Here is a 16,323-nt window from a genome sequence, read left to right on the forward strand (position 1 = left end):
TCATGCTAGATCGGCTTCGGATGGTGCATGCCCGGTGGTCCGCCGCACGGGATGCAGGAGCGGCGATGCATGAGCGACGATGCATGGGCAACCGGAGAGCGGGCATGTCGACGACCGAACAACCGGACACCGGGGTCGAGGACGCGCAGCAATTGCGCGCCTTGGTCGGCGAGGTTCACCCGCTTGCCGAGCGCAAGGTGCTGGATCGGCTCGACCGGTTCTGCCGCGACTTCATTGCGCTCTCGCCGTTCCTGGTGCTGGCGAGCTCGGACAGCGAGGGCCGGGCCGACGCCAGCCCGCGCGGCGACGGCCCGGGCTTCGTGCAGGTGCTCGACGACAGGACGCTGCTGATCCCCGACCGGCGCGGCAACAACCGCGTCGACACCTTCGGCAATCTGCTGAGCTCGCCGGGTATCGGGCTGGTCTTCTTCGTGCCCGGCATCAATGAGACCCTGCGCGTCAACGGCAGGGCGAAGATGACCCGCGACGGCAAGCTGCTCGAACCGATGACCGTGCAGGACAGGACGCCGAAGCTCGGCCTCCTGGTCGAGGTCGACGAGGCCTATTTCCATTGTGGCAAGGCGCTGATCCGCTCGAAGCTCTGGGCGCCGGAATCGCAGGTCGAGCGCAGCAGCTTCCCGACGCTCGGCCGCATCGTCGCCGAGCAGACCAGGGCGGTCGACGCCGCCGAGGCCGACGCCAATCTCGAGGAAGGCTATCGTTCTCGGCTCTACTGAGCCGGCTAGGTAGCGCGTTCGGCCAAGCCCGAGCGGTTCAGGCATCGATCCCGGATCGGCGCCGCTGAAGCGGCTTGTCCGGCATGACAGATCGGGGTTGGGTCCCCCTCAGGCGGCGTCGATCGAGACGCTCTTGATCACCGCAAAGACGCGGTCGCCGGGCTTCAGACCGAGATGCTCGGCCGATTTGGTCGTCAGCCGGGCCAGCAGCCTTGCGCCGTTGCAATCGATGCCGATCTCCAGGGCCGAACCGTCGTCGTGCGGAGCGCCGACCACCGCGACCGTGCCGCTCAGCACGTTGAGCGCGCTGATGCCTTCGAGCGGCTTCAGGCTGATCAGCACATCGCTGGCGAGAACCCGCACGCGCAGCCGGCTGCCGGCCGGCAGCGATCGCTGCGCCACCTGCAAGGGGCCGGCCTGCGTCTCCAGCACGGTCAGGCCATGGCCGGGCTCATGATGCAGGATGCGCGCGTCGAGGACCGAGCCGGCTTCCGGCGCGGCCGACAGGCCCGGCACGTCCGGCCGCGACATCAGCTCGATCGCCGTGCCGCTCGCCGTCACCTTGCCCTGGTCGAGCACCACCAGATCGGTCGCCAGCCGCGCCACCTCGGCGACCGAATGCGAGACATAGACGATCGGGATGCCGAAACCGTCGCGCAGGCGTTCGATATAGGGCAGGATCTCGGCCTTGCGCGCCTCGTCGAGCGAGGCGAGCGGCTCGTCCATCAGCAGCAGCCGTGGCTTGGCGAGCAAGGCGCGGCCGATGGCGACGCGCTGCTTTTCGCCGCCGGAAAGGCTGCCGGGCTGGCGCTGCAGCAGATGGCCGATGCCGAGCAGGTCGAGCACGCCGGCAAGATCGCTGCCGCCGGCCTCGGCCCTCGGCGCGAACCAGTGGCCATAGAGCAGGTTCTGCCGGACCGTGAGATGCGGGAACAGCCGCGCCTCCTGGAAGACATAGCCGATGCGGCGCCTGTGCTTCGGCACGAAGATCCCGCGCTCGCTGTCGAGCAGCACCCGGCCGCCGATCACGACGCGGCCGCGCTGCGGCCGGATCAGCCCGGCGACGATGTTGACCAGCGAGGTCTTGCCGGAGCCGGAGCGGCCGAACAGCGCCGTCAGCCCGCCATCCGAGGCGAAATCGGCCTCGAGCCGGAAAGCGCCGAGCCGGTGCTCGACCGCAATCTCGATGGCGCTCATGCGATCGCGATCCGCTTGCCGACGATCCGGGCCAGCGCTTCCGAGAAGAACAGCGCCGAAACCGAGATCGCGATCGAGATCAGCGTCAGTCGCAGGGCGCCGGCATCGCCGCCGGGCACCTGGGTGAAGGTGTAGATCGCCGAGGGCAGGGTCTGCGTCTCGCCGGGAATGTTGGAGACGAAGGTGATGGTGGCGCCGAACTCGCCCATTGCCTTGGCGAAGCACAGGATCATGCCGGCGAGGATGCCGGGCAGGCAGAGCGGCAACGTCACCGTCAGGAAGACCCAGAAGGGATTTGCGCCAAGCGTTCCGGCCGCATCCTCGAGCTTGCGGTCGACCGCCTCGATCGAGAGCCGGATCGCCCGCACCAGCAGCGGAAAGCCCATCACCGCGCAGGCCAGCGCCGCTCCGGTCCAGCGGAAGGAGAGGACGATGCCGAACCAGTCATAAAGCCACTGACCGATCGGGCCGCGCCGGCCGAAGCCGATCAGCAGGAGATAGCCGGTGACGACGGGCGGCAGGATCAGCGGCAGGTGGACCAGCGCATCGAGCAGCGACTTTCCCCAGAAGCGTCCGCGTGCCAGCAGCCAGGCGATGGCGAGCCCGAAAGGCAGGCTCGCCAGCATGGCGGTGGTGGCGACGAGCAGGCTGAGCCGAACCGCCGTCCATTCCTCGGCAGAAAGCCAGTCGCTCACGAAGAGCTGGCGGGCTTGTTCAGAACCGTGAAGCCCTGCTTCTCGAAGCTCGCTCTGGCGCCGTTGCCGCGCAGGTAGGTCAGGAAGGCGAGGGCGTCGGCATGACCCGAAGCCTTCGTCACCGCGACCGGGTAGACGATCGGCGGGTGGCTGCCCTCGGGGAAGGTCGCGATCACCTTGACCTTCGGGTCGGCGGCCGCGTCGGTGGTGTAGACGATGCCGAGCGGGGCTTCGCCGCGGGAGACCAGCAGCAGCGCGGCGCGGACATTGTCGGCCTGCGCAACCTTGTCCTTGACCTTGTCCCAGGCGCCGAGCTTCTCCAGCGCCGCCTTGCCGTATTTGCCGGCGGGAACCGATTCCACATTGGCCATGGCAAGACGGTCCGCGCCGAGTGTGGCAGCGAGGTCGACGCCGGGCGCGAGCGTGACGGTTGCCTTCGAATCGGAGGGCGCGATCAGCGCGATCCGGTTGGCGAGCAGGCTGACGCGGGTCTCGGGCTTGATCAGCTTCTTGCCGGCCGCATAGTCCATCCAGTCGAGATCGGCCGAGAGGAACATGTCGGCGGGAGCGCCCTGTTCGAGCTGCTTCGCGAGCGCGCTGCTGGCGGCATAGGAGATCTTCGGTGCCGGCTTGCCGCTTTCCTTGACCCAGTTCGCAGCCGCCTCGTCGAGCGCGTTCTTCAGGCTGGCCGCGGCGAAGATCACCAGTTCTTTCGACTGGGCCTGCGCCTGGCTGGTGGCAGCGGCGAGGCCGATCAGCAGGGAAGCTGCAAAACCCAGGACTTGACGGCGGGGGAATGACATTGCTGTTCCTCGCTGCGGCTGATCTCGCTATATCCAACTGAATATAGCGACGTGTTTCAAAGGTCGAGTCCGCGGATCGCAAGGCCGCACATTCCAGCAGGAGAACACCATGAAGATCAGCGCCCGCAACCAGCTCGAAGGCACCATCGTCGAGATCACCAAGGGCGCGACGACCGCTCATGTCCGGCTCGATGTCGACGGCACGATCGTAACCTCGGCGATCACCAATGCGGCGGTCGACGAACTCAAGCTGGCGGTCGGCCAGAAGGCCTATGCCGTGGTCAAGGCCTCGGATGTGATGATCGCCATCGATTGAGGGCGGCGATTGCGGCGCGGCGGCTGGCTGGCTAGCCTCGCCAAAGAAAAAGGCCCGCGCCGAGGCGCAGGCCGAAGTCTAGGGAGGAAACGCCCAAGGAGGGCGCCACAGCATCTCTGCTGCGGTGCACAATAGATAGGGCGCCCGCGGGCGCCCGACAAGAGGGAAAGGGCAGCGTCGCTGTCCTTTTTTTGAGCAGGCTGCTGCTTGCCGCGTCGGCAGGGCATAGCGGAAGGCGAGGGCGACATGGCGTTCGGGCATCGGGGCTTGGTTTTCGGCGTGGCGGCCTGCTGTCTGCTGGCCGCGTCGGCGGCCGGGGCAGGGGGCGCGGCTCTGGCACAGGTGCCGCCTTCGCCGGCCGAGGCGGCGGCCTATACCGGGCTGCACGCCGCGGCCCATCACGGTGACATGGCGGCCCTGGAGCGAGCGCTGGCACAAAAGAGCGGGCTCGATCTCCGCGACGGCCGCGGTCGCACGCCGTTGCATGTCGCGACCCATGCCGGCCGGCGCGAGATCATGCGCGCGCTGGTCGAGGCGGGAGCCGATCCGCGCGCCCTTGACGGCCAGCGCTACGATGCGATCACCATCGCGGCCGTCAAGGACGACGTCGAGACCATGCGCACCGCGCTCGCGATCGGCGGCGATGCGCGCGCCGTCACCAGCCCCTATGACGGTACGGCACTGATCGCCGCCGCCCATCTCGGCCATGACGATGTCGTCAAGGCGCTGATCGCGGCCGGCGCGCCGCTCGATCACGTCAACAATCTCGGCTGGACGGCGCTGATCGAGGCCGTGATCCTCGGCGATGGCGGCCCGCGCCATGTCGAGACGGTGCGGGCGCTGGTCGCCGCCGGTGCCCGTCGCGACCTCGCCGACCGCGATGGCACGACGCCGCTCGAACATGCCCGCCGCCGCGGCTATGCGGCGATGGTCATGCTGCTGGAGGTCCGCTAGCTCGAAAACTGCGGCTCGGGCAGGCCGGCGACCAGTGCCGTCAGCCCATCGCTGTAGCGCTGGCGCAGGTCGCTCCAGTAGGGGTGGTTGCTGTCGTATTTGGCGAGCGTGCGCGCCGAGAAGCTGCCGGTCTCGTAGCGCAGCAGGTCGATCGGCGGCGCCACCGAGAGATTGCTGCGCATGGTCGCGTCGAAGGAGAGCAAGGCGAGCTTGGCCGCTTCGTCGAGCCCGCTCGCCGGGCTCAGGGCCCGGTCGAGGATCGGCTTGCCGTATTTGGTCTCGCCGAGCTGGAGGAAATGCGTGCGGCCGAGCGCCTCGATGAAGTTTCCGGCCGAATAGACCTGGAACAGCCGGTGCGGCTCGCCGGCGATCTGGCCGGCGACGAGGAAGTTGCCATTGGGGTCGCCATAGGGCTCGACGAAGCTGCGGTTGAGGCGCAGCACCTCGCGCAGCGTGTTCCCGACGATCTGCGCCACGTCGAACATGGTGCGCGCCGCGAGGATGTCGCGATTCTCCAGGCTGCCAGTGCTCTCCTGCTTGTGCCTCGCATATTGCCGGATCATCGTTACGACGGCCTGCGTGGTCGCCAGTTCCCGGCCGAGAGGATGGCGATGACGCGCTCGCCCGGCGCCTCGAACAAGGCGAGCTTCTCGACCACGGCGATCTGGTCGACACCGGCGCTGGAGCGGGTATCGGAGGCGAGGATCAGCCCGGTGGGAAGCAGGATTCCAAGGCAATAGGTCATCGTCCGCCTCCGCAGCCCCGCCACCATGGCGCAGGGCAGGCGGCCTTGCCAAGGGCGGCGGCGCGGACGGAAAAGCGACCCGGCGATTGCCGGGCGGCGGGCGGGATGCGAAGTTGCCGCCGAGAGGGTCCGCACGGGCTGGCGGCTGGAGTTGCGGACGGATGCAGGATCTTTCGGAGATCGTCGCCGCCGTCCATGCCGATGTCGCGGGCCATGTCGGCGCCGGCCGCGTCGCCGACTACATCCCGGCTCTGTCGCAGGTCGACCCCAGGCGCTTCGGCATCGCCGTTATCACCTGCGACGGCGAGCAGGCCTCGGCCGGCGATGCAGCGCTGCCGTTCTCGATCCAGAGCATCTCCAAGGTCTTCACCCTGACCCTGGCCTTGGAGCGGGTGGGCGCGCGGCTCTGGCAGCATGTCGGGCGCGAGCCCTCGGGCTCGGCCTTCAATTCGATCGTGCAGCTCGAGCAGGAACGCGGCGTGCCGCGCAACCCCTTCATCAATGCCGGAGCCCTCGTCGTCACCGACGCGCTGCTCGCCGGCCGCAGGCCGCGCGAGGCGATCGCGCAGATCCTCGGCTTCTTGCGCGAGTGTGCCGGCGACGACAGCGTCGCGATCGACGAGGAGGTGGCGCGCTCGGAGGCGCAGACCGGCTTCCGCAATGCCAGCCTCGCCAATTTCATCCGTGCCTTCGGCAATCTGCAGAATCCGGTCGAGGAGGTGCTCGACGTCTATTTCCATCAGTGCTCACTGCGGCTGAGCTGCATCCAGCTTGCCCGCGCCGGCCTGTTCCTGGCGGGCGATGGCACCGATCCGCTGAGCGGTGAAGCGATCTGCCGCCCCGCCCGGGCCCGCCGGGTCAAGGCGCTGATGATGACCTGCGGCCATTACGATGCTTCCGGCGAATTCGCCTTCAAGGTCGGGCTGCCGGGCAAGAGCGGCGTCGGAGGCGGCATCCTCGCCATCGCGCCGCGGCGGGCCGCCATCGCCGTCTGGTCGCCCGGCCTCAATGCCGCCGGCACCTCGCTGGTCGGTGCGCTGGCGCTGGAGCGGCTGGTGGAGAAGACCGGCTGGTCGGTGTTCTGAAGCGACGCGGCCGCCCGCGCGCCCGCCTCCGTCAGAAGCTGACCCCGAGGGTTGCAGCTCCGGCGTAGGGCTGGGCGTTCTGCGAGAATTCGGCGTCGACGCGGGCGCCAAGGCTGACGGCGGCTTCAGCCCTTTGCCGGTCCCGTCGCGACGGGCTTGTCGCTGGCGCCCCATTCGGCCCATGAGCCGTCATAGATCGCCCGTGCCGGCTTGCCGATCGTCTCCAGCGCCGCCGAGAGGATCGCCGCCGATACGCCCGACCCGCAGCTCGTCACCATCGGCTTGTCGAGGTCGACCCCGGCGTCGCGGAAGGCCGCGGCGATGGCGTCGGCATCCTTCAGGCGGCCATCCGCCACGAGCGCCGAGGAGGGCAGGCTGAGCGCGCCCGGCATATGGCCCGAGCGGAGGCCGGGGCGGGGCTCCGGCACCTCGCCGCGGAAGCGGTCGCCGGGCCGGGCGTCGACGATCTGGGCCGCGCCGGTCTCGAGCGCCTTCGCCACGTCGCCCATGTCGGCGACGGCGGAATGGTCGAGCCTGGCCGTGAAGCTGCGCGGCTGGCGGGCGCGGGGCGCGCCTTCCTCCAGCGGGCGCCCCTCGGCCAGCCATTGCGGCATGCCGCCTTCGAGGATCACCACGTCGCGGGCGCCGAAGGTGCGGAAGGTCCAGCGCACGCGCGGCGCCGAGAACAGGCCGAGCCCGTCATAGACGACGATGCGCATGCCGTCGCCGATGCCCATCGCGCCGACCGCGGCGGCGAAGGCCTCGGGTCGCGGCAGCATGTGCGGCAGCGGCGAAGCCGTGTCCTTGACCGCGTCGAGGTCGAAGCGGACCGCCCCCGGGATGCGGCGCTCGGCGTATTCCGCCGCCGGATCGCGGGCCTGGGCCGGCAGGTACCAGGAGCCGTCGACGACGACGATATCGGGTGCGTCGAGCCGCTCGGCCAGCCATTGCGTGGAGACGAAGACATCGTTGCTGGCCATTGGCCGGTACCTCGATTTGATTCTGTTTTCAGTGGCCTGGAGCGGGAAGTTCAGGTGAGCGCGATGCGCACGCGCCGGTTCTGCTTGCCCTTTTTCTCGATATTGGTGACCGCGACCTGGCCGATCTCCGAGGTGTTGCGGACATGCGTGCCGCCGCAGGGCTGGAGGTCGATCTCCGCGATCCTGACCAGGCGGACCCGGCCGGAGCCGCGCGGCGGCTTCACCGACATGGTCTTGACCAGGCCGGGATTGGCGTCGAGCTCCTCATCGGTGATCCAGCTTTCGGTAACGGCGGCGTTGCGGCCGATCAGCGCATTCAGCTTCTCGTCGATCTCGGCCTTGTCGAGCCCGCCTTCGGGGATGTCGAAGTCGAGCCGGCCGTCGCCCTCGCCGATGGCGCCGCCGGTGACGGGGTAGGGCAGCACGACGCTGAGCAGGTGCAGGGCGGTATGGATCCGCATGCGCCTAAGCCGCCGCTGCCAGTCGAGCCGGGCGGTGACCTTGTCGCCGACGGAAGGCGCCGCCTGGCCTTCCAGCGGGACATGCAGGATGCGGCTCTTGTCGTCGGGGTCGTAGATCGCGGTGCCGATCGCGATCTCGCCGCCATCGGCCCTGACCAGAGCGCCGGCATCGCCCGGCTGGCCACCGCCCGTGGCGTAGAACACGGTCCTGTCGAGCTCGATGCCGCCGCGCTCGTTGACGGCGAGCACGATCGCCGGCGTCTCGTTCTGATAGGCGTCGGCGCGGAACAGCAGTTCGGTCGGCATGGACGTCTCCTTCGGATCGTCAGCTTATCGCAGGCGAAGCCGCTGCCGCAAAGATGCGTGCGCTGGTGCCGGCCTCCGCAGGCGCAGGGCTTCCGCCTCGCGGGTGCGCTCTCTAGGTTGCGGGGCTGGACGGTCGGCCGTCGTGCATGGAGACCTGTCGATGACCATGCTGCGCATGCAGCCGCAGGACGGCGTCGCCTGGATCACCGGTGCGAGTTCCGGGATCGGCGAGGCGGTGGCGCTCGAACTGGCCCGGCGCGGCTGGACGGTCGCGATCACGGCGCGGCGGCTCGACCTGCTCGAGGCGGTCGCGCTGCGCGGAGCCGGCCTGCCGGGGCGGATCGTCGCCCATGCCGGCGACGTCACCGATCCGGCTGCGATGCGCGCCGTGGTCGAGGGCATCGAGAGCGTGCATGGCCCGGTCGCGCTGGCCTTCCTGAATGCCGGCATCGCCCAGGGACATCGACCCGGCGGGCTCGATGCCGGAGCCTTCGAAGAAATCTTCGCCGTCAACCTGTTAGGGCTGGTCCGCGGCCTTGCGGCGGTGGTCGAGCGCATGGGCGCGCGCGGCAAGGGCCAGATCGCCGTCAACGCCTCGCTCGTCGGCTATGGCGGCCTGCCCGGCGCCGGCGCCTATGGCGCCTCCAAGGCGGCGGCGATCCATCTCTGCGAGAGCCTGAAATTCGACTGCGACCGGCTCGGCATCCGCCTGCAACTGGTCAATCCCGGCTTCGTCGATACGCCGATGACACGGCGCAACGGCTTCCCGATGCCGTTCCTGATGACGAACGAGGCGGCGGCGGTGCGCATCGTCGACGGCCTTGCCCGCGGCGGATTCGAGATCGTCTTCCCCCGCCGTCTGGCCTGGGCGATGAGGCTGATCCGGCTCCTGCCTTATCCGCTCTATTTCCGGGCGGTCGCCAAATTGACCGGCGGGCGGGGGAGCCGGCGTTAGAGCGATTTTAGGAGCGACTGAACCGTCATTGCGAGAAAAGCGAAGCAATCCAGGGACGTAGGGGCTCTGCCGCCCCTGGTTTGCTTCGTCGCTTCGCTCCTCGCAATGACGGGTGCCGATCCAGCCAGGTCGAAATCCGCTCCGGATCGGCGCCTCAGCGCTCCACGACCGTCGTGAAGCCGCCGAAGATCATGCGCTTGCCGTCGAAGGGCATGTTCTCCATGTCGGGCTTCAGGCGTGTGTCGGCCATCACCTTCGCCATGACTTCGTCGCGCTTGGCACGCGATTCATAGGTGATCCAGGAGAAGACGACGATCTCGTCCTCCTTGGCCTGGACGGCGCGCGGGAACGAGGTCATCTCGCCATAGGGCACATCCTCGGCGATGGCTTCGACATAGGTCAGCGCGCCATATTCCATCCAGATGTCGCCGGCGAGCGTGGCCATCTTCTTGTAGGCGTCGAGCTTGTCCTTCGGAACCGCGAGCACGAAACCGTCGACATAATAGGGCATCTGCCTCTCCTGTTTCCCGTGAACGGCCATAGGACGAACGGCCATGGCCCGATCCGACAACATGGTGCAGTCAATTTCGTTCAGGAGCGTGGCGAGCCGTCGAAACGCTCCTCGAGCCATCTGACGGCGAAGGCGACGATCGCCGCCGCCTCGACCAGGACGCAGCGCGCCGCGCCGACCTTGCCTTCGCGGCCCTGGCCGGTGGCAAGGAACGCGCCGACGATGCTGGCGAAATAGTCCTCCGCCAGCCCTCCGACGACCGGATCGCCGGTCTCGAACTCCTCGATCATGCGCCAGACGATCCCTGCCGGCGTCGCGAAGGGGACCTCGTAGCGCCGCAGCCGCTTGCCCGGAATGCGCGCCAGATGCTCGGCATGGTGCAGCAGCGTCATGGTGTCGAGCGGCGCGCCGAGCATCAGCACCTTGCCGCCCGCCTCGACCAGCTTCGCCAGCGGCGAGCCTTCGCCATAGCCGTAGTCGAGCGGGTGCCCGCCGGTGAACCAGCCGGCCTTCGCGCCGATCGCGGCGACAGAGGCGCCGGGATTGCCGCTGCGCAGCGCGCCCGGCGTCGTTCGCAGGAACTCCGGCAGGGCGCCGTTGTCGCGGATGGCGCGCGAGGCGAGGGGATCGAAGGGCGGGATGTGCTCGCGCCATTCCGCGGGGACGCGGCCTCCAGCGTCGAGCAACTCGTCATAGCGGGCATCCCAATCGGCATAGGCGAGCAGCGTCCCCTCCGGCCCGACGACATCGCGCAGCGCGCCGATCGGCGCATCCGGCCCGTTCAGCAGGCGCCCGATGCGGCTCAGCGCGGCATGGACCATGACGGCATCGCCGGCCGCGAGCCCCAGCGCCACAAGATCGCGGCGCAGCGCCGCGCGGGTCAGGAAGGCGGGAGCCGGCGCGGTCTGCTCGTCATCCATGTTCCAGTTGCTCCTCCGTCTTGAGCGCGGCCAGGGCCGCGAGTGCGCGCCGGCGGCCGAAATCGAGATCCACGATCGGTCGCGGATAATCTTCCCCAAGCGCAACTCCGGCTTTCTCCAGAACAGCTTGCGGCGCAGTCCAGGGTTGGTGGATGAACTTCGGGTCGAGCTGAGCCAACTCAGGGACGAAGCGCCTGACATAGGCGCCTTCGGGGTCGAATTTCTCGCCCTGGGTCACCGGGTTGAAAATGCGGAAATAGGGTGCCGCGTCGGCGCCCGAGCCGGCGACCCATTGCCAGCTCGCGGCGTTGTTGGCTGGGTCGGCATCGACCAGCGTATCCCAGAACCAGGCTTCGCCCTGGCGCCAGTCGGTCAGCAGATGCTTGATCAGGAAGGAGGCCGCGACCATGCGCACGCGATTGTGCATCCAGCCGGTTGTCCAGAGCTCGCGCATGCCGGCGTCGACCAGCGGATAACCAGTCAGTCCCCTGCGCCAGGCGGCGAGCCCGGATTCGTCGTTCACCCAGGCGAACGCGTCGAACCGGGCGTTGAAGTTCCGCGTTGCCAGCTCGGGGTTGTGGAACAGCAGGTGATAGGAGAATTCGCGCCAGCCGATCTCCGACAGGAATTTCTCGGCGTCGGCGGCGCTCCCGTCTGTCTTGCCGGCTTCCAGAGCCATGCGGGTGGCGTGCCAGATCTGCCGCGGGCCGATCTCGCCGAAGCGCAGATGCGGGGAGAGCCGCGACGTGGCCAGCCTGTCCGGCCGATCGCGTTCGGCGCGATAGCCCTGCAGTCCTCCGTCGAGAAAATCGGCAAGGCGGGTCCAGGCGCCATCCTCGCCGGGCGTCCAGCTTTCGCGCAGGCCGCCGGCCCAATCGGGCTGGCTCGGCTCAAGGCCGAGTTCAGCGACAGTCAGCGCCGCGCGTCGCAAGCCCTCCGGCGGTGTCGCCTTGTGAATGGTCGTCGTTGCCGGCAGGGGGGCGGATGGCGCGCCACGCTCGCGGGCTGCGCGCCAATAGGGCGTGAATACCTGCATCGGGCGGCCTGCCCTGGTCGTGACCTGCCAGGGCTCGTTGAGGAGCGCGGCGTTGAAGCTCTCGACGGCAACCCCGGCTGCGGAGAGACCGGCCTTCAGGGCTTTGTCGAGCGCGATGGCGCTGGCCTCGTAACGGCGGTTCCAGGCGACGAAGCCGATGCCGGCGTCACGGACGATCCGTGGCAGGATCTCGGCCGGGTCGCCGCGCATTACGAGGAGTTCGCCACCCCTGGCGGCGATCGCGGCCGAGAGCGCTGCAAGCGACCGCGACAGCCACCAGCGCGCGGCGCCGCCGAGCGGCCGGCGCGCCGGGGAATCGTCGAGGATGTAGAGGCAGAGGCTCGGCCCGTGTTCGAGCACGGCGGAGAGCGCGGGGTTGTCGGAGAGGCGCAGATCCTCGCGGAACCAGACGAGAGCCGGGGTTTCCGTCACGTGCGGCTGCTCCCTTGCGCGGATATCGGGTCCGCTCGTCGCGAAAGCGGTTCAGCATGCCGCAAGGTAATCGCATGCTGCCGCCGGTGCGGACCGTGATACACTCGCGCCGGCTTCGGGTCGAGAACGGGTCTCTAGAGCCGGGTCCTATCGGGTCGCATCAACCCGGTCGGCGAATCCGCCTCTAAACGATGGATAGAGAACGTGTGATCCGATCAGATTGCGCTGCAATCCGATCGACGCGTTCTCCAGGGGAGGCGGTCTCATGGCGACGCAGGAAGTGGAGGCGCTGACACGCCGTGTGGCCGCGCTCGAGCAGCAACTCGCGACCCTGCTGCAGGTGATCAATGTCGGCCGCAGCGGTTCGGTGGCGATCACCGCGCCCAATGGCATCAGCATCATGGCCGGCGGCAGTTGCACGATCAGCACCGGCGCGGAGCTGGTCCTGACCGTAGCCAGCAATTTCAGGGCCAGTGTCGCCAGCGCCTACACGCTGCAATCCGGCGCCGGCATCAGGCTCGCCGCCGGCACCGGTGTCGGCATCGTCGCGGCGACGGCGCTCAACCTCAATGCCAATCGCCAGATCAGCCTAACGACGCGGGCCTTCGAGGTCGCCGCCGCGGTCAGCATCGATATCGACAGCAGCAAGGATTTCGCCATCGCCAGCGGCAGGGCGCTCTCCGTCGAAGCCGCCGACGGCATGCTGCTCGATTCAGGCTCGGCCTCGCTCAACCTGAAGAAGGACGGTTCGGTCGATCTTTCGGGCAAGGACATCAAGATCAGGGCGAGCGGGAAGCTTCAGGCCACCGCAACCTCGGACGTGACCATCAAGGGCTCGAAGATCCTGCAGAACTAGGGAAGCGGATCGAAAAGCGGAAGCGGTTTTCGGTTGAATCCGATGCTATAACAAAGAGATAGACCGGCAGCGCCGCCGCCATCCTGTCGAAGGATGGCGGCGGCGGCCGCATCAATGTGCCTGCGGCGTGGCCGGCTCGGCCGTAGCGGCCTTTTTCTTGTTCCTGCTGCCGAGCGAGGCGAGCCAGCGCACGACGACGTAGAACACCGGCGTGAACAGCAGGCCGAACAGGGTGACGCCGATCATGCCGGAGAACACCGCGACGCCGAGCACCTGGCGCATCTCCGCGCCAGCGCCGACCGAGATCGTCAAGGGCAGCACGCCGAGGATGAAGGCGAGCGAGGTCATCAGGATCGGTCGCAGCCGGGTCTTGGCCGCGGCGATCGCGGCCTCGCGCCGGCTCATGCCCTCGTCCTCGGCCTGCTTGGCGAACTCGACGATCAGGATCGCGTTCTTCGCAGCGAGGCCGACGAGCACGACGAGGCCGATATCGACCAGCACGTTGCGATCGAAGCCCTGGTAGCCAACGCCGACCATCGCCGCGAGGATACACATCGGCACGATCAGGATGACGGCGAGCGGCAAGGTCCAGCTCTCGTACAGCGCCGCCAGCAGCAGGAAGACGAAGATGACGGCGAGGCCAAAGGCGATGATCGCGGTGTTGCCGGCAAGCTTCTCCTGCAGCGCGATCTCGGTCCATTCGAAACCGAATCCGGCCGGCAAAACCTGGCTCGCGATCTTTTCGACCGCCGCGATGCCCTGGCCGGTCGAGTAGCCGCGCGCCATCGAAAGCTGCACCTCCGCTGCCGGATAGAGATTGTAGCGCGGCACGCGATAGGCGCCGGTCGTGTCGGAGAAGGTCGCGACCGAGCCGATCGGCACCATCTCGCCATCGGCATTGCGCGTCTTCAAGGCGGCGACGTCGCGGACGTTGAGCCGGAAGGGGTTGTCAGCCTGCGCCGTCACCCGGAAGGTGCGGCCGAGGATATTGAAGTCGTTGATATAGGCCGATCCCATGTTGACCGACAGGGTTTCGAAGACGCGGGTCACGGGCACGCCGAGCATTTCGGCCTTGGTCCGGTCGATATCGGCATAGATCTGCGGGGTCTTGGTCGAGAACAGGGTGAAGGGCTGCTGGATGCCCGGAACCTGGCCGGCCGTTCCGGCCACGGCCCAGGTCGCCGCCTCGAGCGCCGGCAGGCCGCGCCCGCCGCGATCCTGGACATAGCCCTTGAGACCGCCGCCGGTGCCGATGCCGGGAACGGCGGGAGGCTCGACCACCAGGGCGAAGGCCTCGCCGATCTGGGACAGCTGGGTGCGCAGGTCGGCAAGGATGCTCTGGGTGGTGAGCCCGGCCTCGGCCCGCTTCCTGAAGTCGGAGAGCGTGACGAAGGCGACGCCGGCATTGGGCGCGAGCGTGAAGGTCGCGCCGTCGAGGCCGGCGAAGGCGACGACATGGTCGATGCCGGGCCGCGACAGCAGCATGTCGGTCGCCTTGCGGATGACCTCGTCGGTTCGCGGCAGCGACGAGCCCGGAGGCAGTTGGAAGACGGCGATAAAGTAGCCGCGGTCGAGCTGCGGCACCAGGCCGGTCGGAATCGCGGCGAGGCGCTGGCCGGCGACCGCGATCAGGGCGGCATAGACCAGCAGCATCAGGACGCCGACGCGAATCAGCCGCGAGGTCGCCGCGCCGTAGGCGCGTGACAGCCAGTCGAAGCCCTTGTTGAAATACTTGAAGAACCAGCGCAGCGGCGCGCCGAGCTTGGCGAAGAAGCCCCTCGGCTCCTCATGGCTGTGCGGCTTCAGCAGGATCGCCGACAGCGCCGGCGACAAGGTCAGCGAGACGAAGCACGAGATCGCCGTCGAAGCTGCGATCGTCACCGCGAACTGCTGGTAGAACGTGCCTTGCAGGCCGGTGATGAAGGCGGTGGGGATGAACACGGCGCAGAGCACGAGCGCGATCGCGAGCAACGCGCCGCCGACTTCGTCCATCGTCTTGTGCGCGGCGTCCTTGGCGCTCATGCCTTGCGCCAGATAGCGTTCGACGTTCTCGACCACGACGATGGCGTCGTCGACGACGATGCCGATGGCGAGCACCAGCGCCAGCAGCGAGATCGTGTTGAAGGAGATGCCGACCGCGCTCATCACCAGGAAGGTGCCGACCAGCGAAACCGGGATCGCGATGATCGGGATGATCGCGGCGCGCCAGGTCTGCAGGAACAGGATCACGACGATGACGACGAGCACGATCGCCTCGAGCAGCGTCGTGACCACGGCGGAGACCGATTCCGCGATGAACTCCGTCGGGTTGTAGACGATGCGGTACTCGACCCCGGCCGGGAAGTCCTTCGACAGCGTCTCCATCGTCTTGATGAGCGCGTCGGAGGCCGCCAGCGCGTTCGAGCCGGGACGCTGGAAGACGCCGATCGCGACCGCTTCCCGGTTGTCGAGATAGGAGTTTGACAGGTAGTCCTGCGCGCCGAGCTCGACGCGGGCAATGTCGCGAACGCGGATCGTGCCGCCATCGGCGTCCGAGCGGACGACGATGTTGTAGAATTCCTCGGTGGTGGTGAGGCGTCCGAGCGTGTTGACCGAAAGCTGGAAGGCGCCGTCCGACGCCGCCGGCGGCTGGTTGATCGCGCCCGCCGCGACCTGGATGTTGGCGGCGCGGATCGCGGCGACGACATCGCCGGCGGTCAGGTTGCGCGCCGCGACCTTGGCCGGATCGAGCCAGACCCGCATCGCATAATCGCGCGCGCCGAAGACCTGGACGTCGCCGACGCCATCGACGCGGGTCAGCACGTCCTTCACGTTGAGCGTCGTGTAGTTCGAGACGTATTGCTGGTCGCGCGAGCCGTCGGGCGACAGCATGTGGATGACCATCAGGAAGTCGGGCGAGGCCTTGCGGACCTGCAGGCCGAGCGTGCGCACTTCCAGCGGCAGGCGCGGCTCGGCCGCCGAGACGCGGTTCTGCACCAGCACCTGGGCCTGGTCGACATCGGTGCCGCCCTTGAAGACGACGTTGATCGTCACCCGTCCGTCGCCGGTCGACTGCGACTGGATATAGAGCATGTCGTCGACGCCGTTGACCTCCTGCTCGATCGGCGCCGCGACGGTCGAGGCGACGACCTCGGCCGAGGCGCCCGGATAGGTCGCGGTGATCGTGACGGTCGGCGGGGCGATCTCGGGATATTCGGCGATCGGCAGATTACGCTGGGCGATGGCGCCGGCGATCGTCAGCAGGACCGAGAGAACGGTCGCAAAGATCGGCCGGTCGATGAAGAAATGGGCGAAGCGGAACATGTTCGGATCCTGGCCGGAAGGGCAGGGCGGA

17 protein-coding genes are annotated in these 16,323 nt (G+C 68.2%); 6 read left to right on the forward strand and 11 right to left on the reverse strand.

Features of this window, described 5'->3' with window-relative positions; genetic code table 11:
* Nucleotides 1–104 precede the first annotated feature (104 nt).
* Nucleotides 105–737 carry a pyridoxamine 5'-phosphate oxidase family protein gene (locus tag V6M56_RS16760; RefSeq protein WP_332685294.1) on the forward strand — a complete coding sequence of 211 codons (633 nt, stop codon included), beginning with the start codon at nt 105–107 and terminating at the stop codon, nt 735–737.
* Nucleotides 738–845: 108 nt separating this feature from the next.
* Here V6M56_RS16760 and modC read toward each other — a convergent pair whose 3' ends face one another.
* The 3 genes from modC to modA are packed head-to-tail and all read right to left on the reverse strand — an operon-like array spanning nt 846 to nt 3,432.
* The gene (modC, locus tag V6M56_RS16765; RefSeq protein ID WP_332685295.1) at nt 846–1,934 is read right to left on the reverse strand and encodes a molybdenum ABC transporter ATP-binding protein; all 1,089 of its coding nucleotides are present in this window, start codon (nt 1,932–1,934) and stop codon (nt 846–848) included.
* Nucleotides 1,931–2,629, reverse strand: coding sequence for a molybdate ABC transporter permease subunit (gene modB, locus V6M56_RS16770; RefSeq protein ID WP_332685296.1), 699 nt, complete (start codon nt 2,627–2,629; stop codon nt 1,931–1,933). The genes modC and modB overlap by 4 nt, the downstream gene beginning before the upstream one ends.
* Complete coding sequence (gene modA / locus V6M56_RS16775; RefSeq protein WP_332685297.1) at nt 2,626–3,432, reverse strand: molybdate ABC transporter substrate-binding protein; 807 nt, start codon at nt 3,430–3,432, stop codon at nt 2,626–2,628. Before modA ends, modB begins: the two co-directional genes overlap by 4 nt.
* Nucleotides 3,433–3,541: 109 nt before the next feature.
* Between modA and V6M56_RS16780 the strand changes: the two genes are divergently transcribed.
* Both V6M56_RS16780 and V6M56_RS16785 read left to right on the forward strand, forming a co-directional pair.
* Nucleotides 3,542–3,748, forward strand: a complete 207-nt coding sequence (locus V6M56_RS16780) for a TOBE domain-containing protein (RefSeq protein WP_332685298.1) — start codon at nt 3,542–3,544, stop codon at nt 3,746–3,748.
* A gap of 279 nt (nt 3,749–4,027) precedes the next feature.
* Complete coding sequence (locus tag V6M56_RS16785) at nt 4,028–4,702, forward strand: ankyrin repeat domain-containing protein (RefSeq protein ID WP_332685299.1); 675 nt, start codon at nt 4,028–4,030, stop codon at nt 4,700–4,702.
* Here the strand turns inward: V6M56_RS16785 and V6M56_RS16790 are convergent.
* Together V6M56_RS16790 and V6M56_RS16795 are read right to left on the reverse strand one after the other, a co-directional pair.
* Complete coding sequence (locus V6M56_RS16790) at nt 4,699–5,265, reverse strand: peptidase (protein ID WP_332685300.1); 567 nt, start codon at nt 5,263–5,265, stop codon at nt 4,699–4,701. The genes V6M56_RS16785 and V6M56_RS16790 overlap by 4 nt on opposite strands.
* 2 nt (nt 5,266–5,267) lie before the next feature.
* Nucleotides 5,268–5,447, reverse strand: coding sequence for a hypothetical protein (locus V6M56_RS16795; protein WP_332685301.1), 180 nt, complete (start codon nt 5,445–5,447; stop codon nt 5,268–5,270).
* A gap of 161 nt (nt 5,448–5,608) precedes the next feature.
* Between V6M56_RS16795 and V6M56_RS16800 the strand changes: the two genes are divergently transcribed.
* Entirely contained in the window at nt 5,609–6,532 is a 924-nt protein-coding gene (locus V6M56_RS16800; protein WP_332685302.1) for a glutaminase, read from the forward strand.
* Between the two features lie 125 nt (nt 6,533–6,657).
* Here the strand turns inward: V6M56_RS16800 and sseA are convergent, their stop codons facing one another.
* Nucleotides 6,658–7,512 (reverse strand): 3-mercaptopyruvate sulfurtransferase, encoded by an 855-nt coding sequence (sseA, locus tag V6M56_RS16805; RefSeq protein WP_332685303.1) that lies wholly within the window; start codon nt 7,510–7,512, stop codon nt 6,658–6,660.
* Between the two features lie 50 nt (nt 7,513–7,562).
* On the reverse strand, nt 7,563–8,279 hold the full coding sequence (locus tag V6M56_RS16810; RefSeq protein ID WP_332685304.1) for an alanyl-tRNA editing protein: 717 nt from the start codon (nt 8,277–8,279) through the stop codon (nt 7,563–7,565).
* Between the two features lie 160 nt (nt 8,280–8,439).
* Between V6M56_RS16810 and V6M56_RS16815 the strand changes: the two genes are divergently transcribed.
* Nucleotides 8,440–9,234 (forward strand): SDR family NAD(P)-dependent oxidoreductase, encoded by a 795-nt coding sequence (locus V6M56_RS16815; protein ID WP_332685305.1) that lies wholly within the window; start codon nt 8,440–8,442, stop codon nt 9,232–9,234.
* A 154-nt stretch (nt 9,235–9,388) separates the two neighbouring features.
* On the opposite strand, the gene V6M56_RS16820 is transcribed toward V6M56_RS16815, so the two are convergent.
* From V6M56_RS16820 to V6M56_RS16830, 3 genes are all read right to left on the reverse strand, one after another.
* A complete protein-coding gene (locus V6M56_RS16820; RefSeq protein WP_332685306.1) occupies nt 9,389–9,745 on the reverse strand; it encodes a DUF1428 domain-containing protein in 357 nt (118 codons plus the stop codon).
* An 80-nt stretch (nt 9,746–9,825) separates the two neighbouring features.
* The gene (gene aac(3), locus V6M56_RS16825) at nt 9,826–10,665 is read right to left on the reverse strand and encodes an aminoglycoside 3-N-acetyltransferase (RefSeq protein WP_332685307.1); all 840 of its coding nucleotides are present in this window, start codon (nt 10,663–10,665) and stop codon (nt 9,826–9,828) included.
* Nucleotides 10,658–12,133 carry a cryptochrome/photolyase family protein gene (locus tag V6M56_RS16830; RefSeq protein ID WP_332685308.1) on the reverse strand — a complete coding sequence of 492 codons (1,476 nt, stop codon included), beginning with the start codon at nt 12,131–12,133 and terminating at the stop codon, nt 10,658–10,660. Before V6M56_RS16830 ends, aac(3) begins: the two co-directional genes overlap by 8 nt.
* 265 nt (nt 12,134–12,398) lie before the next feature.
* On the opposite strand from V6M56_RS16830, the gene V6M56_RS16835 reads away from it, so the two are divergent.
* Nucleotides 12,399–12,989 carry a hypothetical protein gene (locus V6M56_RS16835; protein WP_332685309.1) on the forward strand — a complete coding sequence of 197 codons (591 nt, stop codon included), beginning with the start codon at nt 12,399–12,401 and terminating at the stop codon, nt 12,987–12,989.
* Nucleotides 12,990–13,100: 111 nt separating this feature from the next.
* Here V6M56_RS16835 and V6M56_RS16840 read toward each other — a convergent pair whose 3' ends face one another.
* Nucleotides 13,101–16,292 carry an efflux RND transporter permease subunit gene (locus tag V6M56_RS16840; protein WP_332685310.1) on the reverse strand — a complete coding sequence of 1,064 codons (3,192 nt, stop codon included), beginning with the start codon at nt 16,290–16,292 and terminating at the stop codon, nt 13,101–13,103.
* Between the last annotated feature and the right edge of the window lie 31 nt (nt 16,293–16,323).

It is taken from the genome of Allobosea sp. (genome assembly GCF_036675845.1).
GTDB lineage: Bacteria > Pseudomonadota > Alphaproteobacteria > Rhizobiales > Beijerinckiaceae > Allobosea.